10 protein-coding genes are annotated in these 15,741 nt (G+C 55.8%); 6 read left to right on the top strand and 4 right to left on the bottom strand.

Going from position 1 to position 15,741, the window contains the following annotated elements; genetic code table 11:
• Positions 1-22 precede the first annotated feature (22 nt).
• On the bottom strand, positions 23-1,849 hold the full coding sequence (locus tag HS103_17345) for a glucosyl-3-phosphoglycerate synthase (protein ID MBE7514567.1): 1,827 nt from the start codon (positions 1,847-1,849) through the stop codon (positions 23-25).
• Entirely contained in the window at positions 1,846-3,111 is a 1,266-nt protein-coding gene (locus HS103_17340) for a glycosyltransferase family 4 protein (GenBank protein MBE7514566.1), read from the bottom strand. Before HS103_17340 ends, HS103_17345 begins: the two co-directional genes overlap by 4 nt.
• Positions 3,112-3,400: 289 nt before the next feature.
• On the opposite strand from HS103_17340, the gene HS103_17335 reads away from it, so the two are divergent.
• A complete protein-coding gene (locus HS103_17335) occupies positions 3,401-5,248 on the top strand; it encodes an ABC transporter substrate-binding protein (protein MBE7514565.1) in 1,848 nt (615 codons plus the stop codon).
• A 129-nt stretch (positions 5,249-5,377) separates the two neighbouring features.
• Entirely contained in the window at positions 5,378-6,208 is an 831-nt protein-coding gene (lgt, locus tag HS103_17330; protein MBE7514564.1) for a prolipoprotein diacylglyceryl transferase, read from the top strand.
• On the opposite strand, the gene HS103_17325 is transcribed toward lgt, so the two are convergent.
• Positions 6,209-7,360, bottom strand: coding sequence for a deoxyguanosinetriphosphate triphosphohydrolase (locus HS103_17325; protein MBE7514563.1), 1,152 nt, complete (start codon positions 7,358-7,360; stop codon positions 6,209-6,211).
• A 223-nt stretch (positions 7,361-7,583) separates the two neighbouring features.
• Positions 7,584-8,798, bottom strand: a complete 1,215-nt coding sequence (locus HS103_17320) for a hypothetical protein (protein ID MBE7514562.1) — start codon at positions 8,796-8,798, stop codon at positions 7,584-7,586.
• A 272-nt stretch (positions 8,799-9,070) separates the two neighbouring features.
• Here HS103_17320 and HS103_17315 point away from each other — a divergent pair, with 272 nt between their 5' ends.
• From HS103_17315 to HS103_17300, 4 genes are all read left to right on the top strand, one after another.
• Positions 9,071-10,675, top strand: coding sequence for a hypothetical protein (locus tag HS103_17315; protein MBE7514561.1), 1,605 nt, complete (start codon positions 9,071-9,073; stop codon positions 10,673-10,675).
• A gap of 136 nt (positions 10,676-10,811) precedes the next feature.
• Entirely contained in the window at positions 10,812-12,707 is a 1,896-nt protein-coding gene (locus HS103_17310; GenBank protein ID MBE7514560.1) for a hypothetical protein, read from the top strand.
• Positions 12,708-12,897: 190 nt separating this feature from the next.
• On the top strand, positions 12,898-13,737 hold the full coding sequence (locus HS103_17305; protein ID MBE7514559.1) for a hypothetical protein: 840 nt from the start codon (positions 12,898-12,900) through the stop codon (positions 13,735-13,737).
• Positions 13,738-13,761: 24 nt separating this feature from the next.
• A complete protein-coding gene (locus HS103_17300) occupies positions 13,762-15,639 on the top strand; it encodes a peptidoglycan DD-metalloendopeptidase family protein (protein MBE7514558.1) in 1,878 nt (625 codons plus the stop codon).
• Positions 15,640-15,741 lie beyond the last annotated feature (102 nt).

The raw sequence follows: 15,741 nt of genomic DNA, 5'->3' as shown, positions 1-15,741 counted from the left end.
GCCAAATGTGGACAATCCTCACCTAAACTGACACGAGGTTCAGGTTGGCAATGGGTGGGCGTTCAACATCCCGTATCTCGGCAACATCAAGGGCAAAGCGCTCTGGTTCATGAATGATTAACTTCATGCTGCGGTTTGCCCTGTCAAGCAGTTCTACCCCATAGCGCTGCTCAATACGGGCGATAAACACCTGATGAATGGCAAATGACATTTTGCTAAGGCCCATCAGCGGTTGGTTGTAATGGATGCGTTCCTCTAGGTCTACCTGTGCAATTCCCTCCAATCCAAAGCGCTCGTGAAGGTCGATGAGAAGCCCTGTCTCCACACCATAGCCGCTGAAAAACGGCATCTGCTGAAGGGCGCTGCGCCGTCCGGCATACTCCCCAGAGAGCGGCTGGATAATCCCTGATAGCTCTGGGTAAAACAGATTTAGCAAAGGTCGGGCGACCAACTCCGTGACGCGCCCCCCGCCAACCGCATGGAGGGTATCCCCAATCGTTAACGGGCGCTGATAAAACCCTTTCACATACTGAATTGCCTGTCGTTTGAGCAGCGGTCCTAACAAGCCATAGACAAAACGCGGGTGAATGTTCGTGATGTCGGTATCGATCCACGCAATCAGATCACCCTTCAACACCGAGAGGCTTTTCCAGAGCGCCTCGCCCTTGCCCACATACGATCCCATCTCCGGCAGCAGATCGGGATGTTTGTAAACAGGTATGCCCAATGATTCGGCTATGGCGACGGTCTGATCAGTCGATTGGCTGTCAATCAGGACGATCTCATCTAGGAGGGGAAAATCCTCCATGAGTGCCTTTTTCATCGTTGTGATGACATTGCCCACCGTCCCTTCCTCATTCAGGGCGGGCAGACACAAGCTGATTGTGAGGTTTTGCCGCTCTTTCAGGGCAACCAACGCGGCAACATCGACAAACTCACGGCTGTGAAAGGTATTCTCGGCAAACCAGCGATCCACACGCACGGAGAGCGTTTCAGCAGGCTTTGCCTTTGGCGCACGGCGCGGGACATGAAAGGCTTCTGCTTCTGGTTGGTAAGCGCGAACCATCGCCACAGGAATTGTTACCACCTCAAAAATCTTGCTAAAAATGGGGCTGGTTGTGCTGGTGGCAAACTGAGGCTGACGAAAGGTTGCCCCCATAACAATTGCCTTGTGGGTATGCGCCTCATGGAGAATCCCTCGTGCCACCTGGCTGATCAGCGTTACTGTGCGCGTAATCTGCGGGTCAGCACGCATGATCCCACTTAGGTTAGGGATCGTCTGAGCCGTATCCGCCGCATGAAAGACGGTGATTGTCGCCTGTTCTGCGAGCGCCTTTGCCACCCGCAGCCCAAGCCCAATATTCGGACCGCCGCGCAGAGAGAGCAGCACGGGAGCGCTTGATTCTTCGGGGACACGGTTCAACAAAACAAGATCGCAAGGGACGCGCCGCAAGACATCATCAACCGGCACGCCACCAACAAGCATATCCGGCGCAACCCAACGGACAATCACCAAATCAATCTGACGGGTGCTGATTTCGGGGATCAAGCGATCCATCGGGTGGTGATCCACCGTGACCAGTGCTTCATCATGCACCAGCGGCAAATCACGGGCAACCTGATCGAGCGCCTCACGGAAGTTCCGGGCGCGGGTTGCCCCTTCGCTTAGCGATGTCCCTTCGGGAATCGTGATCACTCCCCGTAGATGGATTTCGCCGCTAGAGGCGCAAAGGGCAGTGGCAAGGCGCACCCAAGCGCTCAGATCGGTTTCATCTTCCAAAACAAGCATCACGCGCTGAGCCTCTGAACGCGCATCATCGATACGCGCAAGGTTGGTTGGTGCGATCATCTATCCGTATCCTCCAAAAGAGACTGAATCAAGGGGTGTAGGTGGTTGCGGAGAATCGCCTCCCAGCAATAGTGCTGTCGCACGCGGACGCGCATTGTGTGCAGTGGATTAGTACGCAAAGCGTTCCAAATTGCTGCCGCAAGGTCTTGAGGAGCGGCGTTTACAGGATCAAAATAGGTGGCTGTCTCGCCGCCCGTTTCTCGTAGAGGGGGCAAATCGGCGCAGAAAATGGGCAAGCCAACAAGCCCCGCTTCCAACATGGGGATGCCGAACCCTTCTTGTGTAGAGGGGAAGAATAACGCATCGGCAAGCCCATATAGGTTGGCAAGGGTGGCATCGTCGGGGATGAAGGGGGTATCGCCTTCACCGAGAGCATAGAGGAAGTGGGCGGAGTCCTCTAAACCGAGCGCCGCCCGCTGATTGAGAAGTTCTCCCAAATAACCCGGGTTGGCGGGGTTGTGCGCCCCCGGCGGACCGGTCACCACCAACCGCACATCTGCCCCTGAAAGGCGGCGTAGATGGGCTAAGACGCTCAGCGCGAGGGCGATGTTTTTACGGCGGGTGAGGCGGGCAGGCAAGAGTAGAATAACGTCCGCAGCGGGGAGGTTCAGCATCTCTGCAAGGTGCTGCATGGCAGGCGTCCAGTGAAGGAACGCCACTAAGTCAACCCCTGGGGGAATGACCATTACCGATGGCGGGGGTAAGTCGAGCAGCCGAGCCACTTCTTGCCGACGCGCCTCTGAAACCGTTACATAACGTGTTCCCACCCAACTTCGGCGAATCACGTCCCATGCCTCACCGGGATGGAGCTCTGGGGCGTAGAGATCGTTTGTCCATGCCAGATCATGACACCACGCAATGAGGCGGATCGCCCCTTCTTGGCAAAGGGTTTCCAATGCGGCGCTAAGCGCCAAATTTTTGTGCAGCGTGGGGACGTTATGCGCAATACAAATTGGGCAGCCACGCAGCGCATCGCGTAGGGCATTCGTCACCTCCTTTTGAAACGCACTAAATCCCTCTGGGACAATACCGCGATCTAAATCGCGTTTGAGTGCCAAAACATGAGCATCACTTGAACTGAAGCGTGAGTCTACAAGAAGGGGAATGGATGTTTCGGAGGCGTCCCAACTGCTTGGCGCACCGGCAATAAGCCGCACACGATACCCCATGCGGCGGAGTCCCCGTGCATGGTGGGCGATGGTTGTCTCGACGCCACCCACCGTAGGAGGAGCAGCGTAATGCAAGATCGCTATTTCCGTCAAATCACCTCCGTGAATTGAAGATGAACGGGAGTGGGAGTATAGCGAATCTCTAAACGAAATTCAAACAATGTGTCGCAGCCGCCTTGCACCCGCCATGCGCCCTATGACGATACAGGCTATAATGATAAACCAATGACCCAATTGGCAGCCGTCCATTTCTCCCCTCGTTGTGGCACATTTGACAGGGCGGTATCCCGTAGGGAAAGGGGTGGGCAAGCGTCCAACACCTCTCTCCGCTTGAGACGGTCAATACAATACAAAGACACCTTCCAAAAGGAGACAGCGTTTCATGGCTAAATTACGTATCGTCCTATTGGTTGTGATCCTGACCGCCCTGATCGGCGGGACGGCACTGCCCACACCCATCCGTGCCACACAAGCCGGACAGACCCTCACCATAGGTGTCATTGGGGCAATTGATGGTCCTACGCTGCGCGGCGTCTCGCTCTTGACCGAACAAGCAAATGCCGCAGGGTTGACGCTCCCGAATGGGACGCCCTACAACTTGCGGGTTGTCGCTGTTGATGCTGGCGGTGCGGTGCAAGCTGCTGTCGATCAGTTGAAGCAACTCGGCGCGATTGCCATTTTCGGACCCGATGAAGATCAATTGGCAGCCGATTCCTCAATCATCTTATCCGTCTCTGGCGTCCCCGTCTTCACTGGTGCGACGAGCAGCATCGTCCGTGTGGGGGGATTTGTCCAACGCAGCCGGGCGAACGACAGCTTCCGTATGAATGCCCTTGCCGATGCCCTGATCAGTGAGGCACGGGCGACACGGATCGCCATTTATCAGGGCGGGGCTGGGGCTGCCTCGGCAACGGGGGCGCTCGTTGCCGCCTTTGCCTCCCGCAGTATCAGTGCGAACGTTGTCCTCCAAGACCCCGCCCGCCCTGTCAGCGAGGCCATCCCCGTCTTGCTGCAAAGCCAGCCAGATACGATTGCTGCCTTCGGCACACCAGAGCAATTGGTAGAACTCTACAACGCGCTGCGGGCAAGCGGGTTTATAGGGAATTTCGCCACAGATCGCGCCGATGATCGCGCCTTCCTACGGGGCGTCAAGCCCGATCTGCGCGGGGGTATTTATGGCGTCACCGGTTGGACGGTGGCGGCGCGAACCCTCGTCAGCAATGACTTTATCCAAGATTACGTCGCCGCCTTTGCCGATGTCCCCGATTCGCTCTCCGCCGCAGCCTATGACAGCGCATCACTGCTCTTACAGGCGATCAACTTTGCCGGCAGTGAGCCGGGGGCGCTTTTGGCGGGGTTGCTTCGTCAGCCGCCCTTTAGCGGGCTGCAAGGGACGCTGAACCCCAGTGCGGGGAATGGCGAACTGACCAGTGGGGCATATGTTATCCGCACGAATGTGAGCGGTGGTCCGATCCTCGTTGCCCGTTATGATAACAATCAACGGCAGTCCCTCGTTGCCGAGGTGATCCCTACCGCTACACCGTTCGTCCCGCTGGCTACGCCCACCCTCGCCCTCCCACCGACGGCAATCCCCACCGCCACGCCAGCGGGCGTTGTGGCGACGGTGATCAGTGATCGGCTCAACATTCGTTCCGGACCCGGCACAAACTACAACCCACCGATTGGAGCGCTGCAACGCGGGCAGCAAGTTCAATTGTTCGGCGCATCGCCGGATCGCTTGTGGTACACAATCAATTTTGGTGGGCAGCAGGGCTGGATTTCCAGCGATCCGAATCTAGTCAGCATCTTTGGCGATCTGTTCTCACTGCCCGTTGTTCCCGTCCCGCCAACGCCTACACCGGCAGCAACGGCAACGCCGACCCTCGCTCCCTTCGCAGACATCGTTTTGGTGAACGCCTCACTCTCGCCATACCCGCTCAAGAGTGGGCAGCCCTTCACCCTAACGGCGACGATCCGCAATGCAGGCGGGCGCGATGCTGGTCCCTTTGCCATTGCCGCCGCCTTTGATCCGGGTGGCGTTTTTGGGGCAACAAACCTTTCTGGGTTGGCTGCCGGGCAGCAAGTCACCGTGAACATCCCCTATGCAGGGGTCACTGGTGGGGGCGTCTTTAAGATCGCCATCGTCCTTGACCTCAATCTTCAGGTCGATGAAGGTCCTTCTGGGGAGGCAAACAACAAGCCGGAAATCACCTACGAGTTGCAGCCGTAACCATCACGAACATAGATTCAGTGGGCGTACAGGTTCGTGCGCCCGCTCTAGCGTGTAAAATCAAGGTATAGACATCACGGGCGACCTTTGGGGGTCGCCCGCCCTTTGTAACAAGGACAACACCAGATCATGATCGATTCGCTCGGTATCCACGTGGGTCCGATCTACATTCGCTTTTACGCTCTTTTTTTGATCGCCGGGATGCTTGCCGGATTGTGGCTCACCGCACAGCGGGCGGCGCGGCGCGGGTTGAACACGGAACACATCTGGAACGGCTTTTTCTGGGCGCTTCTGCCGGGACTGATTGGGGCGCGACTCTACCATGTGCTGACGCCCTCACCCGCCAGCGGCTTGACGACGGAACACTACCTCCAAAACCCACTGGAAATCCTTGCCATTTGGAAGGGCGGCTTGGGTATTTATGGGGCGATCCTCGGCGGCTTTTTGGGGATTGTAATCTACGGACTGCGCCAGAAAGAGCCGATCATCCGTTGGTTGGATGTCATTGCGCCCGGAATGGCGCTTGGGCAGGCAATCGGGCGGTGGGGCAATTTTGTCAATCAGGAACTTTACGGCGCACCAAGCGACCTTCCCTGGGCGATCAGCATTGATCGCACCAACCGCCTCCCTGGATACGAGTCGTTTGAGCGCTTCCACCCATTGTTCCTCTATGAGTCACTATGGATGGTGGCGACGTGCTTGATCCTGATCTATGTGGATCGCCGTTGGGGAAAGCGCTTGCGGAACGGCGCAGTTATTTTGCTCTACTTGATGTCCTACGCACTGATCCGCTTCTTGCTCGATTTTGTCCGTCTCGATAGCCACACGCTTGGCGGCGGGCTAACAACGGCACAAGTTATTTCCTTCCTTGTATTCATCCTCGCTGGCGGGGTGATTCTCATTCGCCAGCGCATAGGTGGGCGGGAATCCTCTACCGCAGAAGGGATTCCCGCTGAATAATCAGGTGCGTGTGAAGGGATCGTTCAGGCGTTCCCATTCTTGGAGTGCATAACGATCTGTCATGCCAGCAATGTAATCGCAGATCGTTCGGTACAGTCCTTTGCTCTCGATATGCCGCTGCGTTTCTGGGGGGAGTTGTTTTGGCTCAGCAGCGTAGGATGCAAACAACTCGCTGAGGAAACGCCTTGCTTTCACTGTCATCCGAATCACACGATAGTGATAGTAGAGATTCTCATAGAGAAACCGTTTCAGTTCGCGGTTTGCCTCGGCAAGCGCCGGACTATAGCCGATCACATTCGCGGACAGGCGTTGAATATCGAGCGGGGTGACCACCTTTGCCCCCTCAATTGCCGCCGCCGTCGTCGTCACCACATCCTCTAGTAAGGCACTAATCAACGCCCGATGAATTTGGTGACGTGCCACATCATCGAATCCGGTTGTTGTGATTGTTTGCCCTATCAGCGCCCAGATTGCCAGAGGTTGAATCTGCTCTACACGGAGCAAGCCTGCCCGCAAGCCGTCGTCCAAATCATGCGCATTATAGGCAAGCTCATCAGCAACATTGGCAATCTGTGCTTCTAGACTGCCACGCAAGTGGGCATCAAAATCGGCAACGGCGCTGACATCATAATCCGTCTCATGTTTGGCAATGCCTTCCAAAAGCTCATGGGTCAGATTTAAGCCCTGCCAGCCAGGGTAGCGCCGTTCTAGTTTGGTCACGATGCGGTAGCTCTGCACGTTGTGGTTAAACCCGCCGTGATCGCGCATAAGATGGTTTAGCACATCCTCCCCGGCGTGACCGAACGGGGAGTGTCCGAGATCGTGCGAGAGGCAAATCCCCTCCACCAGATCTTCGTTTGCGCCAAGCGCCCGTGCAATGGTTCGCCCAATCTGTGCCACTTCCAAAGAGTGGGTCAGGCGCGTGCGATAGTAATCCCCTTCATAGTTGACGAAAACTTGTGTTTTGTATTCCAAGCGCCGAAATGCTGTTGTGTGGAGGATGCGATCCCGATCCCGTTGAAATGCCGTGCGGTGAGGGTCTTCTGGCTCGGGGTGGCGACGTCCGGCGCTTCCCTGTGCGGTGAGTGCATAAGGGGCAAGGGTTGCCAATTCGCGCTCTTCCAATGAGGCGCGGGTTGTGATGCGAGGCATAAATCACCGTTCCTTTTCGGCAATCTTACACTGATTCCGATGATTCGTAGCAACATTACACGGTGTGGGAAGCGATCTTCATGAAACATGATCACTCTTTTCCAGAGGGTGTGGGATTAACCTGATTCTGTTGGCGGGAATCCAAAGGGATTTACGTGACAAAACAAAAAGGCGAGTCTCACGACTCGCCCTTTTTATTCACCATCTAAACTCAGTGGGTTTATTAGCGCCCTACACCAGAAGGCGTCGGACGACCACCGCCTGTTGGCGGGGGCGGGTTCAGAAGGTTGTTAGTGACCAACGCGCAGCTTTGATCCAGCCCGCCACCGATCCGGCAGTCATCGGGGCAGTTGATCGAAGACTCACCCAAGATACCGGGGCGGAAACGATCTGTCTCGCAGAAGCCGTTACCGCAGTAGGGCTTGAAATTGAAGTCGTTTTCGCAGTTGTCCTCGGTTTCGCCGGCGTCCTCTACGTTATTTCCGCAGGTTTCCAGCGCCATGGGGGTATCTTGAACCTGTGTCCAATAGGTTGACCAGAAATCGCGGTAAATCTCTAAGAACTTCGGCAGACGCTCGCCCTTCGCATCGAACTTATCGATCAACGGCACAAGGTCTTTCAACGCCGTGTCTTCATCCTCAAGAGTCATCGTGATGAAGTCTTCTTGGGGGATGTTCAATTGATCGTGCAGGAAGTTGCGGTACTGCGGATTCACATTGCGGATGAGGTCTTCCTTCAAGTGATCGCGCAAGCCGGTTACATCGGCTGCCCCGGCTTTCTTTTCGGAGATCAACCGTTCGCCAATGCCGCGACGGAGGAAATCTGCGGTACAAACAAGCGGGTTCGATTGCGCTGTGACGAAGACCCAATAGGCTTCTTCAGGGTCAATGACATAGCGCGAGCCGGTGACGCCGCGAATGGTTACCTGGTCTTCGGCGGGAACAACAAGCGCGTCCATCTTAGGGGTGACAAAGGTATACCACTTTGTCCCCTCAACCTTAACGCCTGCCAAAGGCAATGTTGTTTCAATGCGGTCACGAGCGGTCACTTCCATATCGACCTTCATGAACACCGCCCCAACAAGATGGAATAGATTGAACACCATCCCTTGGCGCGTGCTGTCTCCCAGACGCAAATCATGGAGTTCAACAACGGTCACAGGATAAATATCGACTTCGATACCGGAGACAACATTGATGTTTCCGATCCCTGTACTGCCTGTGCGCACCTGATCACCCTGATTTAAAAGGGTAGTTTTGGTAACGGTCTTCCATTCGGTTTGTCCCATGGGAAGAACCTGCACAAGCCCAGCAATAGGCGTCAATGTAGCCGAAAAGCTCTGCGCTCGCGGCGTGATCATTGACGGCAGCAAGGTCATCATCAACGCTGCCGTGATCAACATGACGCTGATCGGCTTGGCAAGACGGTTGATCTTCATAAAGCCACTCACCCTTTTTGCAAAGTTTGCCTGACGACGTGAGACCTGAATAATACCACATTTTCTAGCATATCAGATTTCTCACAAAAATGCACCCACCCCATAGCGAAGATAATACGCCTCAACGGATATAACTAGATGCGTTTTAGTCCATCATCGTATGGTATCATGAATGGGGCTTGTTTAGATCGGCAAATTGTACGAATCTCGTCAAGATTCAGTCTCTTTTGTGCCTTGCTTACGGTGATTGAGGTGGAGGGTAGCAACCTAAAATGATCTTACAACGCCTGATGGTGATAAGTGTTCTTTTCTGGGCGATGGTCGGGAGTAACCTCCCCACCCGCGCTCAAAATAGCGATTGTGATGGCTTGCCCGAATCGCGCCTTGCCGATGGCGGAATGGCATTAGTCGTTGGCTCAAACAGCCCCTTTATCCCCGGCGCTTACCTCAAACCAGACCCCGCTATTCAAGCCCCTGTGCTGCGCTATCTGCCGATGGGAACAGTACTCACCGTCAGCGGCGAGTTCACTTGCACTTTTGAAGGGGGGCGGTGGTGGCAAGGACAGCTTGGCGATTTGAAGGGGTGGATCGCTGAATCCGTTGGTGTGGATTACGTTCTTGAGCCATTCACGGGGGAGGTCCCTACTCCGTTGCCCAGTACGATCTTACCCCTCTTGCGCTGTATTCAGCCCAACGTTTCCCCGCTGCCAACGGCAATCCCAGAAGGGGAAACGGTTAGCGGGGGGACGTTTCGGGCTATTTTTGCCGGAGCGGATGGGTCGTTGTCCTATTCCGATAACTTCGGTCCGCCGCGCATCGTCGCCCAGTTCAACCCGCCCCCGCTCAGTGTTGACCTTGCCCCTGATGGCACGGCGGCACTGGTTACCACCTACAACGGGATTTATTGGGTGGAACTGCTCACTGGGCAAATGGCGCTTATGGCAGACGCCACAACCTTTGCCTTAGAACAAGACGCTTATCCCCGCCGTGTAACATGGATTCCGGGGACAAATATTGCAGGCGTAGAGATTGAAGACATTCGCGACGACGAGTACAGCTACCCTATCTTTAGTCTCCCCCTTGATGGCTTGACACAACCCTTCCGCGTGGATCGCGGCAACCAACCCCGTGACGGGGTTCGGCGCAACACCCAACGTACCAGCGTTGTCTTGCTAAGCGCCAACGACATGGTCAAATACCCTGCCACAGAGACGGATGAGCCACCCGCCCTTCTTGAATTCGTCCCCAAGTTGGGTATTGGCGACATTCGCGCCATGCTCCCTCCGGCAATTTCGTGGGCGACGGATGGGAAGGGCTTCTACACCTATATCCCCTATGCGGAAGAAACCCCGCCAAACGATCCTATTGCCGGGCGGTTGTGGTTTGTCCCGCTCATTGGGCAACCCCAAAATATGGGTGTGCCGCCGGAGATCAGCGCCGATGATTACGTGATTCCCTCGCCAGATGGCAAAATGCTCCTCGTTGGGGTGGGGTCGCGCTGGCGTATCCAAAACCCAGCAAGTGGGCAAGTGATTCAAACGCTGCCGCCTGTCCAGTATCTCTTTAATTGGACGCCGGACAGCAAGGGGATTGTCTACACCACACCGGACACCCGCGTAGCCTATTTGGGCATTAATGGGGATAGCCGCTCAGACTTTGTGCCGCCCGCTGCGGATAATCTCTATGAAATTCAGTGGCTGGCGGATGGCACGGTGTTGTATGCCGTGCGCGGGCGTGATGAGCAGCTTTCCTTCAGTGTGCAGCCGCCGGGGAAAGCGCCCATTTTTATGGGGCTTGTCTCAACGGTCACTGCCTTCAGCGCCGCCTATTTGCCCACCGCGCCGGGGCTTGGTAAAGTCCCTAAGGCGTGCCAATAGGTTGGCGTACCTCCCCCGCTGCCCCTAACAGCGGGGGGGATCAATGCCCCTGTGTTCACTCAGGTTTAGATACGTTCGCTAAAATTGCACTCCGCTGTGTTACCCTGAATTGACTATGGACTGAACGGCTGACTCTATGCCTATATTTGTCTTGTTTGTCTTTGCCTCGGTGATTTTTGGGGCGGGCGCAATGCTCTCCCCTGCCTTGCCAACCTATGGGCCTCGCGTGGGGCTTGCCGGAGCGCTCACCCTTGCCTTCATCACAACGGGCGGAATCTTCCTCGCCGCTCTTTTCGGTTGGGATACACTGCTCATCGATTACATGTGGTTTGCTGCCATTGTTGGCATTTTCTTCACGGGGACGCTCTCGGCGGGTATGTTCCGTACAGAGGCAGAAGGCGGCACGCGCACCTACAGTGGATGGGCGGGTCCCCGTGAACTCGCTTTTTTTGCCCTTGTCGCCTTTCTTTTTACCTTGCCCGCCCTCATCTTGCCTGTGCCGTTGGATACTGACGCACAAGGCTTTGGCGTCCTCAGTCTAACCCTACGTGACAGCGGCAGTCTGACGACCCTAGCCCCCTTCCATCCAGAGATCAGCTACTTGTATTCGCCCGGCTTTCCGGCAATTATCGCCTATCTAGGGGCGCGGTTGAACGCTGGCATCCACACCATTCAGTTTGCGGTGGGGGCTGTCCTCGCTATCTTATTTGTTTGGATTGCCTACGATTTTGGCAATGAACTCGATCCAGGGGAATCCCGCCGGATGGGCATTGTCTTTGGGATCGCCGCCTTGCTAAGCGGGGGACTCTTCAGCGCCTATCTCGATTCCCACTTTACCGCCTTGTTGGGGTTGGTCTTTAGCCTTGCCTTTCTCACCTTTGCCTTACGTTTTCACCGCGAAGGGCGGCGTGCCGATTTTTTTGCCGCAGTGCTTTGCTTAGGGGCTGTGCCGCTCTCCCAACCGGATATGACCATCATCCTCATGTTTGGCTATGTCCCCTGGTTAATCGGGTTGTGGTTTACCAAGCCGCGCCCTATTTTTCGGGAATTCTTTCCCCGTTGGCTTGGCTTGGCAGCCGGCATCCCCGGCTTGGCATTCATCGGGTTGCTGCCATGGCTGGCACAGCTTGCACCGCTCTTAACCTCGGATATTGCCTCCCCCTTCCATACCGATCTGGCACATCTCCTCGTCTTAACCGTTTATCAAGGGGTGGTGATCGTCCCCTTTGCCCTCGGCGGCATGTGGATCGCTCTGCGGCGGCGTAACACGGTTGATAACCTCATGTTGGTCTGGATTCTCTTGATTTTGGATAACAGCAGCATCGGGATCACGCGGGCAATCCTCGGTTGGCTGCCTATTTTCAAGTACGATTACCCCTTTAGTGTGGCGTGGCATGGGGCGATCATTCCCTACCTATATTTCGCCGCAATCGCCTTGTTGTGGATTACAGATCGACTTGGCGTAGAAAGAACCACCGCATGGGTGCGGCGCTTCAGCCTCCCGCTCATTGGGGGAATCATGCTGATTGGTATCCTCGTTGGTGCCAATGCGCAGGCGCTTACAACGTGGAGTAAAAGCACCGCCTTTCAGATGTTTGGGGCGTTCGCCAGCTATGCCGATGTTCGAGCGGCAACGTGGCTGCGAGAGAACACCCCCCGCGATACCCTGATTTTGAATCATCCCGGTCCCCATGAAGGGGATTGGATTCCGGTCATTACTGCCCGACAGACTGTGTATTTTCGTCCGCAACCCTTCTTTCGCGGGACGGAGATCGTAGAGGCACGGCAAGCCGCCCTCAAAGCCTTTTGGCGCGATCCCGCCGCGCCGGAAAACGCAGCCTTGCTGCACCAATACGGGGTTAACTATGTCATTGTCCCGCAAGTGTTTGGCAACCCGGTAGCACTTCGTGAGATGTACCGTTGGCGTCTGCCGCTCCCCGAAGCCGCCGCTTATGGTGTGCCAACCGATGATCTCCCCTATTTAAAATTGGTGTTTGAGTCAGATGGGGCGCGGGTCTATGAGGTACGTTAAGGTAGAATTCCATAGCCCTGTGGTGAGGGGCGTGGAATGGGGGTACTGGACGTAGACGAAGTAGGGTCAAGGCGCTTCAGCCCATTGTAGGCTATTATAGGGGTGTTTTGATCGGCGGCTCTTTGTTCTTTAGATCGCTACTTTCAGACTGGCAGCGGCGATTCCCATTGTTGATTTACGGTTAATGGCTATGACAAACACAGTTGCTCTCGATAAGCTCGAAAATATCGCCCATCAAGCACGCCAATCGGCAAAATTACGCAATGACCCCGAACGGTTTGTTATTGATGTAGCGAAACAGGCAAAACAGGCGAATCTCCATGAAGCGCTGCCCATGGAACACATTGAGGCGCTGGCAGCGGAACACTGGATTGCCCCCATTGCGCGGGGGGGGAAATTGGAATACCCCCTGAATATCCTTGAGATCGCTATCCAGCGCCGAAACCACAAGCTGATGCTAAAGCTGCTGCGCCACCCCAATCCGGTGATGCGCACCAACGCCGCCGAACAATTCCAAATTTTGTTTTCGATGCTCGATGGCTATTATGACGAAGCCTCGGCATTGGTGAATCAGATTCTGCTCATGCCCACCGAAATCCCCGAAGTAAAGTACGCCCTTCTGCGCGATGCCGGACGGTCTTCGCGGCGGGGGCTGCCGCGTGAGGTGGCAGATACCGCACGGCGCTTGATTCACGACCTTGATCAGGGTGTTTCTTACCATGCGTTGCGCCTCCTCTCCTACCTCCATGACAGCCGCGATTGGAAAGCCGTCTTAGATCGGATGCTCACCCTGATGGGGGATACCGACGATGCCGCTGAATATTTCCTGGCGGCGGGCGTCGATTATCTCGGTGAGATCATCATTCACGAGCCATCTGTGGTGGAGTGGATCAAAGGGCTGGAAGAGACCTATCCCCCTAACCACATGGCGAATCAGGCTGTCCAGCGCTACATCAAGGCAAACCCCGACGCTGCGCTGCAAGCGAACCTAATCACCCGCCGCGACTATAAGGATTTGACTGGAAATTAGCCGTCCCTTCAGGAGAACAGCCTTATGCCCACCCCCTATGATGGGAAAGTCGCCCTGTGGTATGTTCATGGGCGTACCGTTGGCGAAAACACCCTGGATGAGTTGATCGATACCATCCGCACCTATGCCCCGGCGGTGGATGCCCTGTTCGTCAAGATTGGCGAGGGCAGCCAGTGGATCGGCAATCTCGGTGCGGGCGACCCCAAGCCCGACCTCGCCATTCGTTCGCTGGCAGATATTGACCGTTGGGTGAGCAAGCTCGCCGCTGTTGGGCTGGATTTTCATGCATGGGCAATCCCCTACGGAAAGAACCCCACCGCTGAAGCGGATTTCTTGATTCAAGCCTGTAAGCGTCCCGGCGTGAAATCGCTCATTTTGGATGTTGAGCCGTTTGAGGGGTACTTCAGCGGTGGGCGTGCCGCCATCCGCCCTTTCATGCTCCGTTTGAAAAGCGGCGTGCCGGCTGATTTTCACATTGGGATGAGCGTTGACCCGCGCCCCTGGCACTACGACCCGATTTTCCCTGACGAATGGCGCCCTTTCTTAAACAGCGTCCATCCTCAAATCTATTGGGCAGAGTTCGGCTTGACGCCGGATTCCGGCTTTCAGCAGGCATATGGACGATGGGGCAGTTATGGCATTCCCCTCATTCCCGTTTTACAGGGGTTTCAGGGGCGCGGCGATAAGATCACTGCCGATGGGATGGATCGCGCCCGCGTGATCGCCCTCGAAACTTACAAAACGCCGGGACTCAGTTGGTTTCGCTTTGGCACACTGAACAAAGCGCTGTTTCCACCTGTCAATGTCAATATTGATGGCAGTGTCCCCGGCGGCGATCAGGGGACGCCCGTTGGGGTGGGGCGCTATGGCGCGGAAGTTGTAGTCAAGCCGAATGATGGTGGCTACCGCGAGGGAACCTATGACGGTGCGCCAAGCCCGCTGCGTAGTTTTACAAACGAGGAAGGCTGGACAAGCCGCTATTTCACCAGTTCGCCCTTCAGCAGCCGCGTTTGGGTGCGCTACGAACCGCGCCTCCCCGCCAGCGGGTTTTATGAGATCAGCGCCTTCATTCCCTCCCAGCATGGGACGACGAACAATGCTCGCTACAAAATAAACGGTATTGTTGGGCAGCCGGGGGATCTGGAAGTTGCCATTCCCCAGACAAAACTTGATTCAGCGTGGGCATCGTTGGGCGTATATCAATTTGACATTACAAAACCGAATACGGGTATCGTCTTTCTGAACGACCTCACTGGCGAAGCCGGACGGGAAGTTGTGTTTGATGCGATCCGCTGGCGGCAGGTGATCGGCTGGCAGCGTCCGCCCCGCTATGTTGCCGATGGGTTTGATGCGCCGGTGGGCTTAGACCCCGAACGGAATGCCATTTACAGCGGGACGCCATATCCGCCAACGTGGTTATTGACGCTAGGCTATGCGGTGCGCTATGCCCTTTTGGGGCGGGAATCGCTCCACACAGGCGATGATCTCGTCAGCAAACGGGGCAAGACGAAGGGACAGCAGATTTACGCTGTTGCCTCTGGGGAAGTGGTCTATGCGCAGCGGGCGGGCAAAGCGCCGAATTGGGGCAGTTGGGGCAATGTAGTCATTATCCGCCACGATCCGCAGATCACGACGGGGAAGATTGTCTACAGCCGCTATGGGCATGTGGAGAACATGCAAGTGAAAGCGGGAGATCGTGTCTCGCGGGGGCAGCATATCGCGGATATAGGCGATGCCTTTGGCGTTTTCCAAAACGCGCCTCATTTGCACTATGACATTAGCCCTACACGAATTTTCGAGACAGCGCCGGGCGATTGGCCTTGGCTAGATGCTGGACGCATCCAGCGTGATTACCTCAACCCCAAAGGGTTCATCACCGCCAACCGCCCCCCCAAACCCTAACCCGCCGTCGGAAAAAAGGCTTGTAGGGGCTTTCCCTACAAGCCGCTCCCTTCACGATTAGACACACATCATCCACCCTTAAGAACACAATTAGGGATATAC

This window comes from Anaerolineales bacterium (genome assembly GCA_015075625.1).
Classification (GTDB): Bacteria; Chloroflexota; Anaerolineae; order Aggregatilineales; family UBA2796; genus UBA2796.
Note: the sequence above shows the minus strand (reverse complement) of the source record. Positions and strands in the feature narration are given on the sequence as shown.